General features: G+C 72.2%; 19 protein-coding genes. 12 read left to right on the forward strand and 7 right to left on the reverse strand.

The features are described from left to right. Positions 1 to 19 precede the first annotated feature (19 nt). Positions 20 to 1,921 (reverse strand): Xaa-Pro dipeptidyl-peptidase, encoded by a 1,902-nt coding sequence (locus HNP84_RS21510; RefSeq protein WP_185051591.1) that lies wholly within the window; start codon positions 1,919 to 1,921, stop codon positions 20 to 22. A 410-nt stretch (positions 1,922 to 2,331) separates the two neighbouring features. Between HNP84_RS21510 and HNP84_RS21515 the strand changes: the two genes are divergently transcribed. From HNP84_RS21515 to HNP84_RS21540, 6 genes are all read left to right on the forward strand, one after another. Continuing rightward, a complete protein-coding gene (locus HNP84_RS21515; protein ID WP_221336556.1) occupies positions 2,332 to 3,402 on the forward strand; it encodes a BMP family lipoprotein in 1,071 nt (356 codons plus the stop codon). A gap of 281 nt (positions 3,403 to 3,683) precedes the next feature. Beyond that, a complete protein-coding gene (locus tag HNP84_RS21520; RefSeq protein WP_185051593.1) occupies positions 3,684 to 5,231 on the forward strand; it encodes an ABC transporter ATP-binding protein in 1,548 nt (515 codons plus the stop codon). After that, positions 5,228 to 6,370, forward strand: a complete 1,143-nt coding sequence (locus HNP84_RS21525; RefSeq protein WP_185051594.1) for an ABC transporter permease — start codon at positions 5,228 to 5,230, stop codon at positions 6,368 to 6,370. The genes HNP84_RS21520 and HNP84_RS21525 overlap by 4 nt, the downstream gene beginning before the upstream one ends. Continuing rightward, a complete protein-coding gene (locus tag HNP84_RS21530; RefSeq protein ID WP_185051595.1) occupies positions 6,367 to 7,662 on the forward strand; it encodes an ABC transporter permease in 1,296 nt (431 codons plus the stop codon). Before HNP84_RS21525 ends, HNP84_RS21530 begins: the two co-directional genes overlap by 4 nt. Next, entirely contained in the window at positions 7,659 to 8,054 is a 396-nt protein-coding gene (locus HNP84_RS21535; protein ID WP_185051596.1) for a cytidine deaminase, read from the forward strand. Before HNP84_RS21530 ends, HNP84_RS21535 begins: the two co-directional genes overlap by 4 nt. A 3-nt stretch (positions 8,055 to 8,057) precedes the next feature. Further along, complete coding sequence (locus tag HNP84_RS21540) at positions 8,058 to 9,335, forward strand: thymidine phosphorylase (protein WP_185051597.1); 1,278 nt, start codon at positions 8,058 to 8,060, stop codon at positions 9,333 to 9,335. A gap of 1 nt (position 9,336) precedes the next feature. On the opposite strand, the gene HNP84_RS21545 is transcribed toward HNP84_RS21540, so the two are convergent. Continuing rightward, positions 9,337 to 10,491 (reverse strand): UDP-N-acetylglucosamine--N-acetylmuramyl-(pentapeptide) pyrophosphoryl-undecaprenol N-acetylglucosamine transferase, encoded by a 1,155-nt coding sequence (locus HNP84_RS21545; protein ID WP_185051598.1) that lies wholly within the window; start codon positions 10,489 to 10,491, stop codon positions 9,337 to 9,339. Positions 10,492 to 10,696: 205 nt separating this feature from the next. Between HNP84_RS21545 and HNP84_RS21550 the strand changes: the two genes are divergently transcribed. Beyond that, complete coding sequence (locus HNP84_RS21550; protein ID WP_185051599.1) at positions 10,697 to 11,089, forward strand: VOC family protein; 393 nt, start codon at positions 10,697 to 10,699, stop codon at positions 11,087 to 11,089. A gap of 9 nt (positions 11,090 to 11,098) precedes the next feature. On the opposite strand, the gene HNP84_RS21555 is transcribed toward HNP84_RS21550, so the two are convergent. The 3 genes from HNP84_RS21555 to HNP84_RS21565 form a co-directional block, all read right to left on the reverse strand. Next, entirely contained in the window at positions 11,099 to 11,539 is a 441-nt protein-coding gene (locus HNP84_RS21555) for an SRPBCC family protein (protein WP_185051600.1), read from the reverse strand. A gap of 19 nt (positions 11,540 to 11,558) precedes the next feature. Next, complete coding sequence (locus tag HNP84_RS21560; RefSeq protein WP_185051601.1) at positions 11,559 to 12,914, reverse strand: carotenoid oxygenase family protein; 1,356 nt, start codon at positions 12,912 to 12,914, stop codon at positions 11,559 to 11,561. 142 nt (positions 12,915 to 13,056) lie between these two features. After that, positions 13,057 to 13,461 (reverse strand): MarR family transcriptional regulator, encoded by a 405-nt coding sequence (locus HNP84_RS21565; protein WP_185051602.1) that lies wholly within the window; start codon positions 13,459 to 13,461, stop codon positions 13,057 to 13,059. Between the two features lie 85 nt (positions 13,462 to 13,546). On the opposite strand from HNP84_RS21565, the gene HNP84_RS21570 reads away from it, so the two are divergent. The 5 genes from HNP84_RS21570 (at position 13,547) to HNP84_RS21590 (ending at position 17,971) form a co-directional block, all read left to right on the forward strand. Then, the gene (locus tag HNP84_RS21570; RefSeq protein ID WP_246518470.1) at positions 13,547 to 14,995 is read left to right on the forward strand and encodes an MFS transporter; all 1,449 of its coding nucleotides are present in this window, start codon (positions 13,547 to 13,549) and stop codon (positions 14,993 to 14,995) included. 174 nt (positions 14,996 to 15,169) lie between these two features. Beyond that, positions 15,170 to 15,802, forward strand: coding sequence for an AMIN-like domain-containing (lipo)protein (locus tag HNP84_RS21575; RefSeq protein WP_185051604.1), 633 nt, complete (start codon positions 15,170 to 15,172; stop codon positions 15,800 to 15,802). 47 nt (positions 15,803 to 15,849) lie between these two features. Further along, the gene (locus HNP84_RS21580) at positions 15,850 to 16,203 is read left to right on the forward strand and encodes a cupin domain-containing protein (protein WP_185051605.1); all 354 of its coding nucleotides are present in this window, start codon (positions 15,850 to 15,852) and stop codon (positions 16,201 to 16,203) included. A gap of 38 nt (positions 16,204 to 16,241) precedes the next feature. Further along, the gene (locus HNP84_RS21585; RefSeq protein WP_185051606.1) at positions 16,242 to 17,342 is read left to right on the forward strand and encodes an adenosine deaminase; all 1,101 of its coding nucleotides are present in this window, start codon (positions 16,242 to 16,244) and stop codon (positions 17,340 to 17,342) included. Then, positions 17,339 to 17,971, forward strand: coding sequence for a PH domain-containing protein (locus HNP84_RS21590; RefSeq protein WP_185051607.1), 633 nt, complete (start codon positions 17,339 to 17,341; stop codon positions 17,969 to 17,971). Before HNP84_RS21585 ends, HNP84_RS21590 begins: the two co-directional genes overlap by 4 nt. Before the next feature lie 9 nt (positions 17,972 to 17,980). Here the strand turns inward: HNP84_RS21590 and HNP84_RS21595 are convergent, their stop codons facing one another. Together HNP84_RS21595 and HNP84_RS21600 are read right to left on the reverse strand one after the other, a co-directional pair. Further along, positions 17,981 to 19,393, reverse strand: a complete 1,413-nt coding sequence (locus tag HNP84_RS21595) for an ATP-binding protein (RefSeq protein WP_185051608.1) — start codon at positions 19,391 to 19,393, stop codon at positions 17,981 to 17,983. A 72-nt stretch (positions 19,394 to 19,465) separates the two neighbouring features. Continuing rightward, entirely contained in the window at positions 19,466 to 21,088 is a 1,623-nt protein-coding gene (locus tag HNP84_RS21600; RefSeq protein ID WP_185051880.1) for a phospho-sugar mutase, read from the reverse strand. Positions 21,089 to 21,115: the final 27 nt, after the last annotated feature.

A 21,115-nucleotide genomic window follows, 5' to 3' on the forward strand; every position in this document is an offset into this window, starting at 1 on the left:
AGCACAGCACAACCCGCTTTCAGGGTGCCTCGTGAGCCCTGTCTGTGCGCGACACGGGCAGGGAGAGGGTGCTCTTGGCGGGTTGGACCTTGATCACTGTGCCGGGCGGGTAGCGCAGGGTGTAGTCGTGGTCGGTGGAGAGCAGCACGACGCCGATGCGGTGGCCGGCCTTGAAGATGTAGTCCTGGGCCTGGAGGTCCCAGCGGAAGTCGTACATCTTGCCGGGGCGGAGCTCCTGGGTGCGGTCGGCGCGGTGGCGGTTGCGGACGTCGAGCCAGCCGCGGGTCACGATCTTGAAGGGGGCGGTCGCGGTGACGTGCTCGCGCAGTGCGGTGCAGCCGGTGTCGCCGGGTACGCCCTGGCCGTAGCAGAGCTGTTCGCCGGTCGCGCGCAGGGCGCCGGTGGCGCGGGTGTCCTCGCCGTAGTCCACCAGCAGCGCGGTGAGGTACGGCGAGCGGCCTGCCTCCAGGGAGGCCCGGACCTTGATCGTGGGGGTGCCGGAGATCCGGACGTCCCTGGTCAGCGGGGGGAACAGGTACGCCAGCCGGTTCGGGTCGGCCGTCTCGGGGGCGGCGGCGAGCTGCTCGGCCGTACGCGTCTTCTGGTCGGTGAACGCCTGGGTGCCCGCGCCGCCCAGCGGGACCGAGACCGGCCGGGTGCCGGGCAGCGGCCAGGACGCGTGCCGTCCCCACTGCCCGGCCGCGTGCTCGATGTCGGCCTGGGGCTCGCGCATGATGCCGTTGTCGATGCCGTACAGCCAGTGGTCGAACCAGGCGTGGAGCTGGCGCAGCCACTCGGCGGTGCGGATGTTGAACGGGTTGCTGTGCGCGCCCTGGGTCAGCCAGATCTTGCGCGGCGTGCCCTGGCGGGCCAGGGCGTCCCACCACTGCGCGGCCTGCTTGGTCTTGACGTTCCAGTCGTTGAGCCCGTGCACCAGGAACACGCTGGCCTTGACCTTGCGCACGTCGTCGAGGTAGTTGCGGGCGTCCCAGAAGGGGCTGTAGTCGCCGGTGACCCGGTCCTGGTCCTGCTCGATCCGGTCGATGAGCGCGCCGCACGCCTGCTGCCCGTTCGCGCGGGTCAGGACGTATCTGGCCAGTACGTCGGCGTCCTCGCCCTGGAACCCGCCGGGCGCGAGCACGCCGCCGTTGGCGCGGTAGTAGTCGTACCAGGAGGAGATCGCGGCGATCGGCACGATCGTCTTCAGGCCCTTGACGCCGGTGGTGGCCACCGCGTTGGGCAGCGTGCCGTTGTAGGAGACCCCGATCATGCCGACGTTCCCGGTGGACCAGTACGCCGTCACCGGCGCGCCGGTCGCGTCGAAGCCGCGGGCCCGGCCGTTGAGCCAGTCGATCGCGGCCTTCGGGCCGAGCGTCTCGTTGCGGTCGCCGGTGGTGGGGCAGCCGGTCGCCCGCCCGCTGCCCAGGTTCTCCACCAGCGCCACCGCGTAGCCGCGCGGCACGAAGTAGTTGTCGTAGTAGCCGTCGAACGGGCCGGCCGCGTTCACGGTGACGCCGGCCTCGGCGAGGGCGTCCATCTTGTTGCGGGCGCTGCGGGTCTTGAACGCCTCGCCGTCGTCGATGTCCACGTCGTGGTTGGGCACGTCGTTGCCGCCCGCGTAGTACGGGCTGGCCTCCATGATGACCGGCACCTTCAGGCCCTGCTCGGTCTCCTTGGGGCGCATGATGTCCACCGCGACCCGGTCGGGGGTGCCGTCGGCGTCGCTGTCCACCCCGGCGACCTCGACGTACACGGTCTGCACCACCGCGTCGGCGCGCGAGTACACCGGCTGGGTGGCCCCGCCGGCGACGGGCGGTTTCACCGGCGGCGCCGACGCCCCGGCGGGAGAGATGGGCGCGGCGGCCAGGGCCGCCGCGAGGAGCACGCTGAGGAGTACCGCCTGCCGACCGCTGCGCATCATGATCTCCTGAGGGGGGACGCCGCGCGACTGCCTGAAGGGTCCGCCAGGACGCGCACTGACGCAAGATCTCGACAGCGGCCAAAATTTAGGTAAAGGTGGGCTTGAGGACCGGCACCGGACTTGGGCCGACGGTCAAGACCGCGTAAGCTTCGCGCGGGCACACGCGCGGCGATCCCGGTCGCACTCTTCGTGACGGAGTCTCCCCCCGGGCCGGACGCCGTGACCGATGTGCGCCGCTCGTCCGAATATGAGATCGGGTCACAGACGCGCTTGAGGTCGGTAACGGAGCGGTTGCGGAGCTGTGTGCAGGTTTGGTGTGTCCTGGTCAAACAACTATCTTCCGTGCAGGGTTGCCGCGTGCTCTGCGCGCGCGCGACGAGAGTGGACGGCGGGGAATGGGAGGAGTCACCTTGCTCCGCAACAAATTTGGCAAGCTGGCCATCAGTACGCTGGCCGGCGCCATGCTCATGGCCGCAGCCGCATGTGGAGGTAGCAGCGACAGCGGATCGAGCACCGCGAGCCCGGGTGCCTCCGGCGAGGCGTCGCAGTCCGGCAGCCTCAAGGTCGGTCTGGCGTTCGACGTCGGCGGTCGCGGTGACAAGTCGTTCAACGACTCCGCCTACGCCGGCCTGGAGCGGGCCCAGAAGGAGCTCGGCGCCGAGATCAGGGACCTGAGCCCGGCCGGCGACGGCTCGAACCGCGGTGAGCTGCTGCGTCAGCTCGCCGACGCCGGCTACAACCCGATCGTCGCGGTCGGCTTCGCGTACGCGGCCGACGTCGAGAAGGTCGCCAAGGAGTACACCGACGTCCAGTTCGCCATCGTCGACTCGGCCTCCAACGGGCCGAACGTCACCGGCCTGCTGTTCGCCGAGCAGCAGGGCTCCTACCTGGCGGGCGTCGCGGCGGCGCTGAAGAGCAAGACCGGCCACCTCGGCTTCGTCGGCGGCGTCGAGAGCGATCTGATCAAGAAGTTCGAGGCCGGCTTCCTGGCGGGCGCCAAGGCCACCAAGCCGGACATCAAGATCGACTCCAAGTACCTCACCCCCGACGGCGACTTCAGCGGCTTCAAGGCCCCAGACAAGGGCAAGATCGCGGCCGAGAAGATGTTCCAGGACGGCGCCGACATCGTCTACCACGCCGCCGGTGACTCCGGCCAGGGCGTCTTCCAGGCCGCGGCGGCGGCCGGCGAGGGCAAGTGGGCGATCGGCGTGGACGCCGACCAGGCGCTGACCGTCAAGGACCAGGCGCTGTCCAAGGTCATCATGACGTCCATGCTCAAGCGGGTGGACAACGCGGTGTTCGAGTACATCAAGGCCTTCCAGGGCGGTGCGAAGGGCGGCAGCGACGTCGTCTACGACCTCAAGACCGAGGGCGTCGGCCTGGCCACCACCGGTGACCACATCTCCGACATCCAGGACAAGCTTGACGAGGCCAAGCAGAAGATCATCAGCGGCGAGATCACGGTGCCCGACAAGCCCTGACGCACCGGGCTGCACAGGCCGGAAATCCTGCAACTCCTGATACCCCCTGCTATCTCCTGATAGCGGTGGGAAAAGGGTGCGAATCACGAGATCGTGTTCCGGCCGTACCGGGTAAAGACCGTGCGCGAGGTTCGCGCGTGGCCCGGGGAGCGGACCCACATCCGCTTCCCGGGCTTCGCCCTATCTCGCGGCCGCCGCCCCGCCCTCGCCACGCCCTGGACTTACCTCGGCCGGGCCGCCACACCCCCGGCGGCCCGGCGGGGAGCTTCGAGGAGAACCCATTGTCGACGAGCTCGGACACCCTCTCCACGGCGCCGCCCGCCGTCGCGCTGGAGGGCATCACCAAGCGCTTCCCCGGCGTCGTCGCCAACCACGACATTCGGATCACCGTCGCCCCGGGCACCGTCCACGCCATCGTGGGCGAGAACGGCGCCGGCAAGTCCACGCTGATGAAGATCCTGTACGGCATGCAGCGGCCGGACGAGGGCACGATCCGGGTCAACGGCCGGCAGGTGAGCTTCAAGACCCCCAGCGACGCCATCGCGGCCGGCATCGGCATGGTGCACCAGCACTTCATGCTGGCCGACAACCTGACCGTGCTGGAGAACATCGTCCTCGGCGCCGAGCCGAAGAAGGCCGGCCGGCTCGACACCGGCGCCGCCCGCGCCCGGATCAGGCAACTCGCCGAGGCGCACGGCCTGCGGGTCGATCCCGACCGGCTGGTGGAGGACCTCGGCGTCGGCGAGCGGCAGCGGGTGGAGATCCTCAAGGTGCTCTACCGCGGCGCGCGCATCCTGATCCTGGACGAGCCCACCGCGGTCCTGGTGCCGCAGGAGGTCGAGGAGCTGTTCGACAACCTGCGCGAGCTCAAGGCCGAGGGCCTGACCGTGATCTTCATCTCGCACAAGCTGGACGAGGTGCTGGACATCGCCGACGCGATCACCGTGATCCGGCGCGGCACCACCGTCGCCAGCGTGCTGCCGCGCGACGTCACCTCGCGCGAGCTGGCCGAGCTGATGGTCGGCAGCGAGCTGCCCACCCCCGAGACCCGCGAGTCCACGGTCACCGACCGGGTCGTGCTCGACGTGCGCGGCCTGCGCGTCACCGAGGGCGACCGCGTGGTGCTGGACGACGTGTCGTTCCCGGTGCACGCGGGCGAGGTCGTCGGCGTGGCCGGGGTCGAGGGCAACGGCCAGACCGAGCTGATCGAGGCCATCATGGGCCTGCACCCGCTGGCCGCCGGCGCGATCGAGCTGGGCGGCGAGGACATCACCGCCTGGTCCACCCGCAGGCGCCGCGAGTCGGGCATCGCCTACATCCCCGAGGACCGGCACCGCGAGGGCCTGCTGCTTGAGGCGTCGCTGTGGGAGAACCGGGTGCTCGGCCACCAGACCCGGCCTCCGGCGCGCGCGGGCATCTGGATCAACCGCGCCGCCGCCCGCAAGGACACCGAGCGGATCGTCAGGGCGTACGACGTGCGCACCCCCGGCGTGGACACGCTCGCGCTGGCCCTGTCCGGCGGCAACCAGCAGAAGCTGATCGTCGGCCGTGAGATGAGCGGCGACCCCAAGGCGCTCATCGCCGCCCACCCGACGCGCGGCGTGGACGTCGGCGCCCAGGCCGCCATCTGGGACCACCTGCGCGACGCGCGGGCGTCCGGCCTGGCCGTGCTGCTCATCTCGGCCGACCTGGACGAGCTGATCGGCCTGTCCGACACCCTGTACGTCATCTACCGGGGCCGGTTCGTCGCCCGCCTCGACCCCGGCCGGGTCACCCCCGAGAAACTCGGCGGCTACATGACCGGCGCCATCGCGGAGGACCAGGCATGAAGATCGCAGGGTTGCAGCGGGCCGGGCTCACCGCGCTCGGCGCGGTCGCCGCGGTGCTGTTCGCGTTCGCGGTCTCCAGCATCGCGATCGTCGCGGCCGGGGCCAGCCCGATCACCGCGTTGCAGGCGATGTTCGACTTCGGCGACGTCACCAACGCCGTCGTCAACAACATCACCACCATCCTGAACCGGGCGACCCCGCTGTTCATCGCGGGCCTGGCCGTGGCCATCGGCTTCCGGATGAACCTGTTCAACATCGGCGTGGAGGGCCAGTACCGGATCGCCGCGCTCGTCGCCGCCTTCGTCGGCGGCCAGCTCGCGCTGCCCGCGCCGCTGCACCTGACCGTGATCATCGTGGTCGCGATGGTCGCCGGCGGCCTGTACGCGCTGATCCCCGCGCTGCTGAAGGTCTACCGCGGCGTCAACGAGGTCATCGCGACGATCATGCTGAACTTCATCGCGATCAGCATGGCCGCCTACCTCGTCCGCGGCCCGTTCGCCGGCGAGCGCGAGGAGGGCGTGCTGACCACCTCCACCCCGCCGATCCCCGAGTCGGGCATGTTCCCCAACGTGAACTGGCTGTTCACGATGTTCGGCCTGCCCGCCCCGCGCGGCGCCGGGCTGTGGGGCTTCCTGATCGTCGCGGCCGTCGTGGGCGTGGTCATCTGGGTGGTGCTGGAGCGCACCCGCTTCGGCTTCGAGGTCAAGGCCAGCGGCCTTAACGGCACGGCCGCGCTCGCCTCCGGCGTCAACCCGCGCACAATGATCATCTCGGCGATGGTGCTGTCGGGCGCGGTCGCCGGGCTCATCGGCCTGCCCGAGATCCTGGGCCGCACCGGCAGCTACGGCACCAGCTTCACCCCCGGCCTCGGCTTCCTCGGCATCGCCGTCGCCCTGCTCGGCCGGAACAAGCCGGGCGGCATCGCGCTGGCCGCGCTGCTGTTCGGGTTCCTGGACCGCGCGACCACCCCGCTGCAGTTCGCCGACATCCCGCCGTCCGTCGTCTCCATCATCCAGGGAGCGATCGTGCTCATGGTCGTCATCGCCAACGAGGTCACCAGGCGGTTCGCCCTCCGCCAGGAGGAGCGCCGCGCCGCCGGGCACGCCTCCGCCCCGGCCCCCGCCGGAGCGAGCGCATGAGCGTCCAGACGGTCTCCGAGGGCACGGCCGAGGCCCGCCGCGTACGCCGCTACCACCTCGTCCTGATCGGGGTGGCCCTGCTCATCGTGGCGCTCTCCCTGGTCCGGGTGCTCGCCGACGCCACCGACCTGACGTCCTCCGGCACCTTCCGCGCCGCCCTCGGCCTGGCCATCCCCATCGGCCTGGCCGGGCTGGGCGGCCTGTGGGCCGAGCGGGCCGGCGTGGTCAACATCGGCCTTGAGGGCATGATGGTGCTCGGCACCTGGTTCGCCGGCTGGGCCGGCTACCAGTGGGGGCCGCTGGCCGCCCTGGTCGCGGGCCTGCTCGGCGGCGCGCTCGGCGGCCTGCTGCACGCCGTCGCCACCGTCACCTTCGGCGTGGACCACATCATCAGCGGCGTCGCGATCAACCTGCTCGGCCCCGGCATCACCCGCTTCCTGTCGGAGGTCCTCTACCGCGAGGGCACCGCGGCGAGCGAGGCCGGCGCCGGCATCACCACCTCGCCCACGCTCGCCGAGGTGCCCACGGTCAGCGTGCCGCTGCTGTCGTCGGGCCAGGACTGGCTGGGTGACCTGGAGAGCACCCACTGGTTCCTGCTGTCCGACGTGGCCGGGATGCTGCGCGGCCTCACCAGGGATGTCAACGTGCTGGCCATCCTGGCGGTGGCGCTGATCCCGCTGACGTACTACGTGCTCTGGCACACCGCCTTCGGCCTGCGGCTGCGCTCCTGCGGCGAGAACCCGTGGGCGGCCGAGTCGCTGGGCGTGAACGTCTACCGCACCAAGTACATCGCCACCGTGATCTCCGGCGCCTTCGCCGGCCTGGGCGGCGTGTTCCTGGTCTTCGTGACGCAGAAGTACGTCGAGGGCCAGACCTCCGGCCGCGGCTTCATCGGCCTGGCCGCCATGATCTTCGGCAACTGGCGCCCCGGCGGCCTGGCGGCGGGGGCGTCGCTGTTCGGCTACGCCGACGGCCTGCAGCTCCGCAGCTCCCAGGCGGTGACGGGCCTGTTCCTGTTCGGCGCGCTGCTCCTGCTCGGCTACGCGATCATGCAGGCGCGGAAGGCGGCGACGGCCGCGAACCGCACCGCCGGGACGTACACGGCGGTGGCCTTCGCCGCGCTCGGCGCGGTGGCCCTGCTGTGGCTGTGGCTCACGGTGGACACGTTGCCGAACGAGTTCGTCTTCATCACCCCGCACGTGCTGACGCTGCTGGTGCTGTCGGTAGCCTCACAGCGGCTGCGGATGCCCAAGGCCGACGGCGTTCGCTACCGCAGAGGAGAGCAACATTGAGCATCGACTGGACCCGCCTGCACCAGGCCGCGGTGGAGGCGATGACGCACGCCTACGCGCCGTACTCGAAGTTCCCGGTGGGCGCGGCGGCGCTGGTCGATGACGGTCGCATCGTGACCGGCTGCAACGTGGAGAACGCCTCCTACGGCGTGGGGCTGTGCGCCGAGTGCGGCCTGGTCTCGGCCCTGCACGCCACGGGCGGCGGGCGCCTGGTGGCCTTCACCTGCGTGGACGGCCACGAGGAGCTGCTGATGCCCTGCGGACGCTGCCGCCAGCTCCTCTACGAGCACGGCGGCCCGGAACTGCTGGTCGAGACGGCCGACGGGCCCAAGCCGATGGCGGAGATCCTGCCGTACGCGTTCGGCCCCGACGACCTGAGCAGGGGGGCGTGAGCCGTGGACGCCATCGACGTCATCATCACCAAGCGCGACGGCGGCGAGCTGAGCACCGAGCAGATCCGCTGGACGATCGACGCCTACACCCGGGGCGCCATCGCCGAGGAGCAGATGTCCTCCCTCGCCATGGCCATCCTGCTGCGCGGCATGACCCGGCGTGAGATCGCCGACTGGACCCAGGCCATGATCGACTCCGGCGAGCGCATGGACTGGTCGATGCTGGAGCGTCCGACGGCCGACAAGCACTCGACCGGCGGCGTGGGCGACAAGATCACCCTTCCGCTGGCGCCCCTGGTGGCGGCCTGCGGCGCGTACGTCCCGCAGCTCTCCGGCCGCGGTCTCGGCCACACCGGCGGCACCCTGGACAAGCTGGAGTCGATCCCCGGCTGGCGGGCGGACCTGACCAACGCCGAGATGCTCGCGGTCATCCGCGAGGCGGGCGCGGTCGTGTGCGCGGCAGGCGGCGGCCTGGCCCCCGCCGACAAGAAGCTGTACGCCCTGCGCGACGTCACCGGCACCGTCGAGTCGATCCCGCTGATCGCCAGCTCCATCATGAGCAAGAAGATCGCCGAGGGCACCGGCTCGCTGGTCCTGGACGTCAAGGTGGGCTCAGGGGCCTTCATGAAGACCACCGAGACGGCCCGCGAGCTGGCCCGGACCATGGTCGAGCTGGGCACCGACGCCGGGGTCCGCACGGTGGCCCTGCTGACCGCCATGGACCGCCCCCTCGGCCTGGCGGTCGGCAACGCCCTGGAGGTCGCCGAGGCGGTCGAGGTCCTGTCCGGCGGCGGGCCGGCCGACGTGGTGGAGCTCACCCTGCGCCTGGCCCGCGAGATGCTGGAGGCGGCCGGCGTACCGGGCGCCAAGGACCCCGAACGCGCCCTGGCCGACGGCAGCGCCATGGACGCCTGGCGGCGCATGATCATCGCTCAGGGCGGCGACCCCGACGCGCCGCTGCCGGCCGCCCCCGAGACCCTGGAGATCACCGCCGGGTCGAGCGGGGTCCTCGCCACCCTCGACGCGTACGCGGTCGGCGTGGCCGCCTGGCGGCTGGGCGCGGGCCGCGCCCGCAAGGAGGACCCGGTGAGCCCCGGGGCGGGCATCACCCTGCACGCCAAGCCGGGCGACAAGGTCGAGCCCGGCCGCCCCCTGATGACCCTGCACGCCGACGACCCCTCCCGGTTCCCCCGGGCCCAGGAGGCCCTGCGCGACGCCTGGACCATCGCCGACGCCCCCGCCGACCTCCTGCCACTGGTGATCGACCGCGTGACCGCCTGAGTCAGCGCAGCGTGTCCATGATCAGCGCGGTCAGGTTGTCGGCGGCGTTGGTGCGGCCCAGGGCGCGGGCGGCGGCGGCCATGTGGGCGCGGCGGCCCGGGTCGTCCAGGACCAGGGCCAGCTCGCGCATCAGGTCCTCGGGGGTGGGGCCGGGCTCCAGCAGGGCGCGGGCGGCGCCCGCGGCGGCGAGGTGGCGGGCGTTGCCGCGCTGCTCGTCACCCCCGCTGGGGATGAGCGGGATCAGCACCGAGGGCTTGCCGATCGCGGTCAGCTCGGCCAGGGTGCCCGCGCCGCTGCGCGAGACCACGACGTCGGCGGCGGCCAGGATGTCGGGCAGCTCCGCGCCGAGGTAGGGGACCGGGCGGTAGCGGGCGCGCAGGTGGCCCGGGAGCGCGGCGGCGGCCTGGGCGAGCTGGTCGGCCCAGGCGGGCCCGCACTGGTGCAGGACGTAGGCCCGGGTGAGCAGGTGCGGCAGCAGGGCCTCGATCAGCGTGTTGATCTGCTTGCTGCCCTGGGCGCCGCCGGTGACGTAGACCAGCGGCTGGCCGGGCGCCAGGCCGAGCATGGCCCGGCCCCGGGCCGGGTCGCCGCGCAGCACCTCGGGCCGCACCGGGTTGCCGGTGACCACGGCCTTGCGGCGTACCGCGCCGGACAGGTGCTCCAGGGAGCTGTCGTGGCTGACGGCGATGCGGGTGGCGAAGCGGGCGAGGATGCGGTTGGCCAGGCCCAGCGTGGTGGTCTGCTCGTGCATGACGAGCGGGCGGCGCAGCAGGAAGGCGGCCAGGCCGATGGGCACGGCGACGTACCCGCCGGTGGACAGCACCACGTCGGGCCGGTGCCGGCGCACCGCCGAGATCGCCTGGAGCACGCCGAGGGGCACCCGGAACGCGTCGGCGACGTTGGTGCCCAGCTCGCGCAGGTTGGGCGAGCGGCGCAGCTTGCCGGTGGTGATGGCGGTGAACGGGATGCCGTGCTCGGGCGCGACCCGGGCCTCCAGGCCGGTGGCGGTGCCCACCCACAGCACGTCCACATCGCGCCCGCGGGCCCGCGCGTGCCTGCGTACGGCGTCGATGGTGGTCAGCGCGGGATAGGTGTGCCCTCCCGTGCCGCCCCCGGTGACGCAGAGCCGGATGGCGGGCGGAGGGGTGGCGGACATCGCGGATCGTCCTTCTTCGTCGCGGTTTGATCGGCGATATAGGTTCTCACGGCGGCGGCGGTGCTCGCGCCGCGACGGCGGAAGTCTTGATCGCTTTCGCCGCGCGAGCACGGTGAGAGCGCCGTCGCGGTGGGCAGGCACGCATCTGGAGACCCATCCGCGGGCCGTGCCCCTCGCGAAATGACGATCACAAGGAGACCCGAGCATGAGCGTCGAGCTGAACCACACCATCGTCCGCGCTACGGACCAGGCCGCGTCGGCGGAGTTCCTGGCCCGCATCCTGGGGCTGCCGGTGGGACGGCCGTGGGGGCCGTTCCTGCCGGTCGAGCTGGGCAACCGGGTCACGCTGGACTACCTCCAGGTGGAGCGGGGCGAGGTCCAGCCCCAGCACTACGCGTTCCTGGTGAGCGAGGCCGAGTTCGACGCGGCCTTCGCCCGCATCCGGGAGGCGGGGCTGACCTACTACGCCGACCCGTTCCGGCGCCGGCCGGGCGAGATCAACCACCACTACGGCGGGCGCGGCGTCTACTTCGACGACCCCGACGGCCACAGCATGGAGCTGATCACCACGCCGTACGGCGAGCACCCCGAGGGCTGAGCCGTACGCTCACCCGGCGGCGGCGAGGGCGGCCAGGCGGCGCAGGGAGAGCTTGAGGAACGTGGTGTTCGCCGGGCGGGCCAGGGTGAGCGCGAGCCATCCCACCGGGCCGAGCGGCGGGTCCAGCGACTCCTCCCACACGATGGTGCTGCCGCCGCCCGCGCGCGGCAGCACGTGGAAGCGGCCGGTGCCGCGGACGAGCCCGCCCGTGTGCCGCACCTCCACGGTGTGCGGCGGAATCCAGCGGGTGATCTCCATCGTGTCGGTGAACCCCACGGGCCCCAGCCCGGTGAAGGCCGCGAGCCCGCTGCCCACGCTCCGCCCGTCGCCGCCGGTCACCTCCGCGCGGGTGAGCAGCATCCACTCCTCGTGCCGCGGCCAGTCGGTGAGCACCGCGAACACCCGCTCCGGGCTCGCCTTCGCGTGCACCGCGACCCGCAGGTCCACCATGTGCCCCCCTTTCTCGGGCCTATCCCATCGGTACCCAGTTGCCGTGGAACCCGGCGGGTACGCGCACCGGGACGTGCACCTCGGCCAGCGGCGGCGCGGCCAGGTCCGCGGCGTCCAGGATGGCCAGGTAGCTCCGGTCGCTCGCCCGGTCGTGGGCGAAGGTCATCAGATACCCGTCGTTCTCGGCGGTCGCGCCCTCCCTCGCCACGAACACCGCCTCGCCGCAGGTGTGCCCGCGCGGGAGGCGGTGCACGGCCCGTACGCCGCCGCCCGCCAGGTCGTAGGCGTAGATCTCCGAGCGCTCCGGCTCGGGGTCGAGGGAGAAGGCGGTGGTGTAGCCGTAGCGGTGCGGCAGCCCGATCACGGCGTCGGCGACGCGCGGGTACTCGCTGGGCGTGTCGTCGAGCGGGCCCTCGGCGACCGTGCCCGCGCGCAGGTCCAGCGTCCAGCGGTGCAGGGCCGGCAGCCCGCCGCCGACGTCCTCGGGGCCGCCGCGCCACAGCCACGGCACCCGGGTGCCGGTGACCGTGATCGTGCCCGCGTCCGGGTCGTCGAAGGCGTTCATGGTGTGCCACACATAGCACGGCGCGACGTCGAACCAGCGTACGGGGGTGTCGTCGCCGGCCGTGCGCGGCAGCACGCCGAACCTGGCCCGGTGGGCGTCGTCCCAGCGCCACGGCGGCCCGCCCGCGGCGGCGCCGGCCGCGTCGAAGACGACCGGCAGGTCCAGGAAGACCACGTGGTCGCGGGTGACGGCGAAGTCGTGCATCATCGTGGCCCGCGGCACGTCGATCACCCGCCTCTGCACCACCGTGCCCGCCGCGTCGGCCCGGTAGTAGGTCAGGTACGGCGGCCGCAGCCGGTAGCCGAAGAACAGCAGCTCGCCGGTGATCGGGCAGGTCTTCGGGTGCGCGGTCATGGGCGTCTCCAGGCGCCCGTCGAAGGTGTAGGCCCCGATCGTGGCCAGCTCCGGCGTCACCTCGTACGGGAAGCCGCCCTCCTCCAGCGTGAACAGCCGGCCCGCGTGCGCGATCAGGTGGGTGTTGGCGGTGGTGACCCGGTAGTCGATCCGGCCCGTCTCGGGGTCGAAGGCGAGCGCGAAGCGGGACTCGCCGGGGTGCTCGTACAGCGGCGTGCGGACGTACCGGTTGCGGTACCAGCGCGCCCGGCCACCGTCCAGGGCGATGGTGTGGATCATGCCGTCGCCCGCGAAGGAGTGCGGCGACCAGCCGGTGCGCGGGTTGGGCCCGTTGCGGAAGAACTGGCCCGACAGCTCCGCGGGGATCTCGCCGGTCACCTTCGACGGCTCCAGCGTCACCTCCGCGGCGACCGGCGCGTTGTTGCCCGCGAGGTGCAGCGGGACGGTCTCGGCCATGGTGGATCTCCTGTCGGCGTGGTTGGGGGACGCCGACAACCGTGCACCGGAAAATCGCCGAAAAACAGTCTTGTTTCTCCAAACGCCGTCAGCCGCCCGGCGTACGCGCAGGCCGGGGCCGGGGCGGGAATCTCGTGCGGGCTCAGGCCGGGACGGTGGCGAGGGTGGCGGGCGCGGCATCGCCCAGGACGGCCGTCAGCACGGCGCGGTGGGTGGGCGCGGCGGCGGCGTGGCGGGCGCGGCCGTCGTCGGTGATGCACACGAAGATGCCGCGGCGGTCGGCCTGGCAGATGGACCGGCTCACCAGCCCGGCCCGCTCCAGGCGGGCGATCAGGCGCGACAGCGCGCTCTGGCTGAGGTGGACGGCGTCGGCCAGCTCCTGCACGCGGTACTTGTCCTGGCCGGACTCGACCATGCGATCCAGCACCTCGAACTCGCTGGGCCCGAGGTGGTGCTTCTCGCCGAGCTCGCGTTCCAGGGCGCACCAGACCGCGGCGTGCTGCGCGAGCAGAGTACGCCACGCGGTGACCACTGCCTCTTCGCTCACACCCGGATTGTACCATGCGCGTTCATCATATGTACACGCATTAAATGCTGGCGCATTAGATGCGTGCGCATGTATGGTCTACCCTATGACTCCCTCGTCAACCTCATCAACCTCATCAACCGGAACCGGAGAGCGCTGGGGCGCGCGCCTGTGGGGAGCGCTCACCGTCCTGTGCGCTGTGATCTTCCTTGATGCACTCGATGTATCGATGGTGGGTGTCGCGCTGCCGTCCATCCAGGCGGACCTGGGCATGACCACGTCGTCACTGCAGTGGGTGGTCAGCGGTTACGTGCTGGGCTACGGAGGTCTGCTGCTGCTCGGGGGCCGGACCGCCGACCTGCTCGGCCGCAGGCGGGTGTTCCTGGCCGCGCTCGCCGTCTTCGCCGTGGCGTCCCTGCTCGGCGGCGTCGTGGACGACGGGGCGCTGCTCATCGCCGCCCGCTTCCTGAAGGGCATCAGCGCCGCCTTCACCGCACCCGCCGCCCTGTCGATCATCACCACGACCTTCGCCGAGGGCCCGGCCCGCAACCGGGCGCTCAGCATCTTCACCGCCTGCGGAGCGAGCGGCTTCTCGCTCGGCCTGGTGCTGTCGGGGCTGCTGACCGAGCTGGGCTGGCGCTGGACCTTCCTGATGCCGGTGCCGGTCGCGATCATCGCGCTGGTCGCCGGGCTCAAGCTGCTGCCCCGCGGCGAGGAGCGGGCGACCGGCGGCCACGACCTGATCGGCGCGGTCACCATCACCGCCTCGATGCTGCTGCTGGTGTACGGCGTCGTCGAGGCGCCCGAGGTCGGCTGGGGCTCGCCGCGCACCATCGCCACGCTGGCCGGCGCGGTCGCGCTGCTGGCCGTGTTCGTCCTGACCGAGATGCGCGTACGCCACCCGCTGGTCCGGCTGGGCATCCTGCGCTCGGCGCCGCTCGTACGGGCCAACCTCGGGCTGGTGATCCTGTTCGGCTCCTACGTCGGGTTCCAGTTCGTGGCCATGCAGTACTTCCAGAACCTGCTGCACTGGTCGGCGCTGGAGACCGCGCTGGCCTTCCTGCCCGCCGGCCTGCTCGTGGCCGTCACCTCCACCAAGATGGGCGACCTCGCCGACAGGTTCGGCACCCAGCGCCTGATCGCCGTGGGCGCGGTCGCGCTCGCGGGCGGCTACGGCATCTTCCTCGGCGTGGACGCCGACCCCGGCCTCGGCATGATCCTGCCCGGGATGGTGCTGCTCGGCATCGCCTTCGCCCTGTCGTTCCCCTCGCTCAACATCCAGGCCACCAACGGCGTGGCGGACGACGAGCAGGGCCTGGCCTCCGGCCTGCTCAACACCTCCGGCCAGGTCGGCGGCGCGATCGTCCTCGCGGTGGTCACCGCGGTGATGACCTCCAACTCCGCGGCCGACCCGATCGGCGGCATCCGCGCGGCGGTCGTGGTCTCGGCGATCCTGGCCCTGATCGGGCTGGGCATCGCGGTGACCGGCCTGCGCTCCGCCCGCCGTCCGCAGCCGGTCCCGGCCCAGGACGAGAAGGTCCTGGAAACCGTCTGACCACAGCCTGGCCCCAGGCCGGCCACGGACGGGCCGCAGTCCGGCCGCAGTCCGGCCGCAGGGAACCCCTACACCCGGGACGCCCCGGGCGTGGGGGTTTTCCGCATCTCATCCGAACGGGTATGGGGGTGAACGCTGCGCGACCGCGGGGCATCAAACTGGCTGGGAGGCCCAATGAACGCCAGTCGCACCGCCCGCGCCCTCGCGGTCCTCGCCGTGTCCGTGGTCCTGCTCGCCGGATGCGGCGGCGGTGGGCCGGGGCCGGCGCCGTCCGAGCCCGCCAGTACGGCCCCGACCTCGCGCGCGCCCGAGGCCAGCACGCCCGCGCCGTCGCCGTCGTCGCCCACGGCCGAGCCGACCCAGGCGGCGCTGGGCCCGCCCACCGCAACCGGCGAGCTGGAGGTCGTGCACGAGCTGGCCGAGCCGACCACGGTCACCGGGGCCAGGTACGCCCGCCACGACGACTACGACCGCGTGGTGATCGACCTCGACGGCCAGATCCCCGGCTACACGATCCGCTGGGTGGACGAGGTGGTGCAGGACGGGTCGGGTGAGCCGGTCGAGGTGCCCGGCGGGGCCTACCTGCAGATCACGCTGACACCGGCCCAGGCCCACGACGACACCGGCGAGTCCACCTGGGCCGGCGGGCCGATCTTCCAGGCCGGCCTGCCCAACGTGCGCAGCGTGGTCAGGAACGGCGACTTCGAGGGCATCGTCAGCGTCGCGCTCGCGCTGGACCACAAGGCCGGCTTCCGCGCCCTGGAGCAGCGCTCCCCGAACCGGCTGGTGATCGACGTGGCGCATTGACCGGCGCCCGCTGACCGGCGCGTCGCGGGGCGTGCCACACTGGCCCGGTGGGACGACTCATCGACGCCGCCACCCGCATCCCGGTGCCGGGCGGCAAGACCATCGACGAATACGTCGGGCGTGTGAACAGCGGCGACGAGCGCGTGTCGATCGCGCACATGAAGGCCCCGGCCGGCTGGACCGAGGAGCCGCAGACCCCCTCCTTCGCCGAGTTCACCCTGGTGCTGCGCGGCAGCGTGCTGGTGGAGCAGGAGGGCGGCACGGTCGAGGTGCGGGCCGGCCAGGCGTACGTCAGCGAGCCCGGCGAGAAGATCCGCTACAGCTCCGGCCCCGAGGGCGCCGAGTACGTCGCCGTGTGCCTGCCGGCCTTCTCCCCGGAGTCCGCCAACCGCGAGGCGTGACCCGCCCCCGGGCAGGCGAGGCCGCCTAAGATGGCGGGATGAGCCACACGCCCACCCTCGACGAGATCCGCCGCGCTCCCAAGGTGCTGCTGCACGACCATCTCGACGGCGGGCTGCGTACCGAGACCATCGTCGACCTCGCCCGCGAGAGCGGCTATGACCGGCTGCCCACCACCGACCCCGGCAGCCTGCGCGAATGGTTCCACGAGGCGGCCGACTCCGGCTCGCTGGAGCGCTACCTGGAGACCTTCGCCCACACGGTCGGGGTCATGCAGACCCGCGAGGCGCTGGTCCGGGTCGCGGCCGAGTGCGCCCAGGACCTCGCCGACGACGGCGTCGTCTACGCCGAGGTGCGTTACGCGCCCGAGCAGCACACCGGCGGCGGCCTGTCGCTGGAGGAGGTCGTCGAGGCGGTGCTGGAGGGCTTCCGGCTCGGCTCCCAGGACGGCCGGATCAGGGTCGGCACCCTGCTCACCGCCATGCGGCACCAGGCCCGCTCGCGCGAGATCGCCGAGCTGGCCGTGCGCTACCGCGACGTGGGCGTGGTCGGCTTCGACATCGCCGGGGCCGAGGCGGGCTACCCGCCCACCCGCCACCTCGACGCCTTCGAGTACCTCCAGCGCGAGAACGCCCACTTCACCATCCACGCGGGCGAGGGCTTCGGCCTGCCCTCGATCTGGCAGGCCATCCAGTGGTGCGGCGCCGACCGGCTCGGCCACGGGGTGCGCATCATCGACGACATCACGGCCGCCGGCGGCGGCGATGTCGCCGAGACGGCCAAGCTGGGCCGGCTGGCGGCGTACGTCCGCGACAAGCGCATCCCGCTGGAGATGTGCCCCACCTCCAACCTGCAGACCGGCGCCGCCGCGTCCATCGCCGAGCACCCGATCGGCCTGCTGCGCCGCCTGCACTTCCGGGTCACCGTCAACACCGACAACCGGCTGATGAGCGACACCACCCTGTCGCGCGAGTTCGCCAAGCTGGTCGAGGCGTTCGGCTACGGCTGGGACGACCTGCAGTGGTTCACGGTCAACGCGATGAAGTCGGCCTTCATCCCCTTCGACGACCGCCTCGCCCTGATCAACGGGGTCATCAAGCCGGGCTTCGCCCGCCTGAAGTGGGCGGTGGAGACGAAGTGAAGCAGATCTTCCGGTCCAAGGCCGCCTTCGTGCTGGGCTGGATCTGGGTGGTCTTCGCCGCGGTCATGGCCGCCGACCTGATCATCCGCTTCAACGGCGCCCCGTCGGTGGTCGCGGGCGCGGTGCTGGCCGTGCTCACCGCCCTGATCTACATCACGTCCCTGCGCCCGGCCACGGTGCTGCGCGAGGACGGCGTCCTCGTACGCAACCCGTTCCGCGACACCTTCCTGCCCTGGACCGCCATCGACGACATCCGGGTCTCGCACGCGATCCAGATCGAGCACGGCGACGGCAAGATCGTCCGCTGCTGGACCCCGCAGGCGTCGGCCCGCGAACGCGCCTCGGCCACCCGCCGCGGCACCGCCCCGCCCCGCCGCGGCCGCTTCACCGCCGACCCCACCCCCACCAAGGCCGAACAGGCGGCCCTCGACGCCGTGGCCGGCCGCACCCACGCCGACTTCGTCGCCCAGCAGCTCACCGAACGCATGGAGACCGCCAAGCGCCGCGCCGCCCTGACCGACCCGGCCCCCACCGAGCCCCCCACCCCCCGCGTCACCTGGTCCATCGCCAGCATCGCCATCTCGATCCTGGCCATAGCCCTGGTCATCGCCGCCTTCGCCGTCTCCTGACCCGCCCCCTCACCGCCACGCGTCCACCAGATCCTCCGGCGTCACCACGACGACCTCTCCCGTGTCGGCCCCGCTGCGCGAGACGGCGTACATCGGCGTGCCGCTGTCGGCCCCGGGCAGCTTGGACCGGTGCACCACCAGCTCCGCCAGGTCATGCCGGTCGAACGGCCGGTTCTCCAGCCACTTGATCGACCCCACCATGGTGACCCGCTGGGCGACCGGCTCCCGGTCGGCCCCGACGATGTCGATCTCGGGGTCGTTGGTCCTGGTCCAGTAGCCGCCCACGGCCACGGTGTCCTCGGGCAGGCCGTCCAGGCGCCGCAGCGACTCGCGGACGAGCGGCTCCACGGCCATGCCGCGCCAGGAGCTCCACCCCCGCTTGATCCGCCGCAGCACCAGGTCGGCCCGGTCGCGCTCGATATCGGTCAGCGAGGTGCTGAGAAACGGCAGCCAGAAACGAAGGTGGGAGTCGGCGACGGAGTAGCGGGTCTCCCGCGAGGGCTTGGCCGACAGCGGCAGCTCGGCGAGCACCATGCGCTTGTCGAGCAGCATCTGCATCGTGCGGCTCATCGTGGTGTGCGGGATGTCGCCCGCGGACCGCAGGATGGACGCCCGGGTGCGGCTGCCCGAGCCGATGGCCCGTAGCACTCTTCGCGCCTGCGCGTCACCCGGAAGCTCGCTCGCCAGCGCCCGCTCCCCGCTCACCACCAGCGCGGACGTGGAGTCGGCCACCGCGGATTCCAGGTAGTCCCACAGCGTGGCGCCGGGCTCCCACTCCTCGCACACCATCGGCATCCCGCCGGTGACGAGGTGGGCGTCGATGGCCTCGGCGGCGGGCAGGCCCAGCTTGTCGGCGACGTCGGCCGGAGTCAGCGGCGGGACGACCATGTCGGTCGCCCGCATGTAGAACGGCTTGTCGTACTGGTTGATCGCCTCCATCATCGACAGGTCGGAGCCGATGAGCAGCAGCAGTACCGGAATCCGGGACAGCTCGCGGTCGAAGGCTCGCTGCAGCTTGCTCTCCAGGTAGGGATCGCTCCTGATCAGGTAGGGCAGCTCGTCGATGACCACGATGCTCGGCGCGTCCTGCGGAAGGGCGCGTGCCAGGAGCTCCAGTGCTCCGCTCCACGACTGGGGGGACTGGCCGGCGAACAGTCGTGCCCCCGGCAGCTCCGAGGCGGAGACGGCGGCGTAGAACCGCTGCAACTGCTCCTGAACGGACTCCTGTTCGGCCGCGAAGTACACATGGGGGACCTGCTCCTGGCGGATGAACTCTTCTGCCAGACGCGACTTGCCCACCCGGCGTCGCCCGCGCATCAGAATCGCCCGCCCCGGCCGGCCGACGCGCCCGCCGTCGCGCACTTTGTCCATCTGCCGCCGCAGCTTGGCCAGCTCTCGCTTTCTGCCGATGAATGTGTCCACGCGGCATCACCCCAGGTTTGACGCTACCAAATCTGGTAGGACCAAAGTCGGTAGGACCAGATCTGGTCCTATCTACGTCAGGATGGCGGAGAGGTCGGTGGCGATCTCGGTGAGGGCGGTGGCGGCCTTCGCTCGGGCCGCTGGGACGTCGGCCGGGCTGGGGATGACGACCTCCAGGTAGCACTTGAGCTTGGGCTCGGTGCCGCTGGGGCGGATGACGACGCGGGCGCCGCCCGAGAGGTGGTAGCGCAGGCCGTCGGTGGGCGGGAGGCCGCCGGGGCCGGTGGTGAGGTCGTCGGCCGACTCCACCTGGCGGCCCCCGAGTGTGGTGGGCGGGGTGGTGCGCAGGCGGTCCATCGCCGTGGTGATCAGGGACAGGTCGTCCACGCGGATGGAGAGCTGGCGGGTGGCGTGCAGGCCGTAGCGCCTGGCCTGGTCGTCCAGGAGGTCCAGCAGCGTACGCCCCTCGCGGCGGGCCGCGGCGGCGATGGCGGCGACGGTGAGGGCCGCGCCGATGCCGTCCTTGTCGTGCACCGGCGGGCCCGCGTCGGAGCCGATGCTGTAGCCCAGGGCCTCCTCGTAGCCGAAGACCAGCCTGCCGGGGCCCGCCTTCATGATCCATTTGAAGCCGGTCAGGGTCTCCGCGTAGCCGACGCCGTGCGCGGCGGCGATCCTGGACAGCAGGGAGGAGGAGACGATCGTGGTCGCCACCACCCGGTCGGGGCCCGAGGTGTGCCTGATCACGTGCTCGGCCAGCAGGCCGCCCAGCTCGTCGCCGGTCAGCATGCGCACGCCGCCGGGCGTGGGCACCCCGGCCGCGCAGCGGTCGGCGTCGGGGTCGTTGGCCAGCACCAGGTCCGCGCCCGTCCGTCCGGCCAGCTCGATGACCAGGTCCGTCGCGCCCGGCTCCTCCGGGTTGGGGAAGGCCACCGTCGGGAACTCCGGGTCGGGCTCGGCCTGGGCCGCCACCACGTGCGGCGCGGCGAACCCCGCTCGCGCGAACGCCGCCTCCAGCGTGGCCCGCCCCACCCCGTGCAGCGGCGTGTACGCCACCCGCAGCTCGCGCGCCTCGCCCAGCGGCAGCGCGGTCACCGCGGCCAGGTATGACGTCACGATGGCGTCATCCAGGGTCTCGCCCTCGCCGAGCGGGAGCTCGTCCACCCGGCCCACGGCGTCGATCGCGGCCGAGATCTCCGCGTCCAGCGGCGGCACGATCTGCGACCCGTCGCCCCAGTACACCTTGTAGCCGTTGTCACGCGGCGGGTTGTGGCTGGCCGTCACCATCACGCCCGCGTCGGCGCCCAGGTGGCGTACGGCGAAGGCCAGCACCGGGGTCGGCAGCGGCCGGGGCAGCAGCGACGCGCGCAGGCCCGCCCCCGTCAGCACGGCGGCGGAGTCGCGGGCGAACACCTCCGACTTGTGGCGGGCGTCATAGCCGATCACGACGTGCCGCCCGGCGCCGAGCACCGCCGCCAGCCCGGCGGCGGCGCGGCGTACCGTGACCCGGTTCATCCGGTTCGGGCCCGCGCCCAGCTCGCCGCGCAGCCCCGCGGTGCCGAACTCCAGCTTCGCGCCGAACCGGTCGCGCAGCGCGGCGGTGTCGCCGGCGGCCAGCAGCTTGCCCAGTTCCTCGCGCGTGTCGGGGTCGGGGTCCTGGGCCAGCCACTCCTCCGCGCGGCGTGCGAGATCGTCCATGCGCAACCCCTGCAGCTCGTCGATCTT

The sequence above is a fragment of the Thermocatellispora tengchongensis genome (assembly GCF_014202315.1).
In the GTDB taxonomy this organism is placed as follows: Bacteria; Actinomycetota; Actinomycetes; order Streptosporangiales; family Streptosporangiaceae; genus Thermocatellispora; species Thermocatellispora tengchongensis.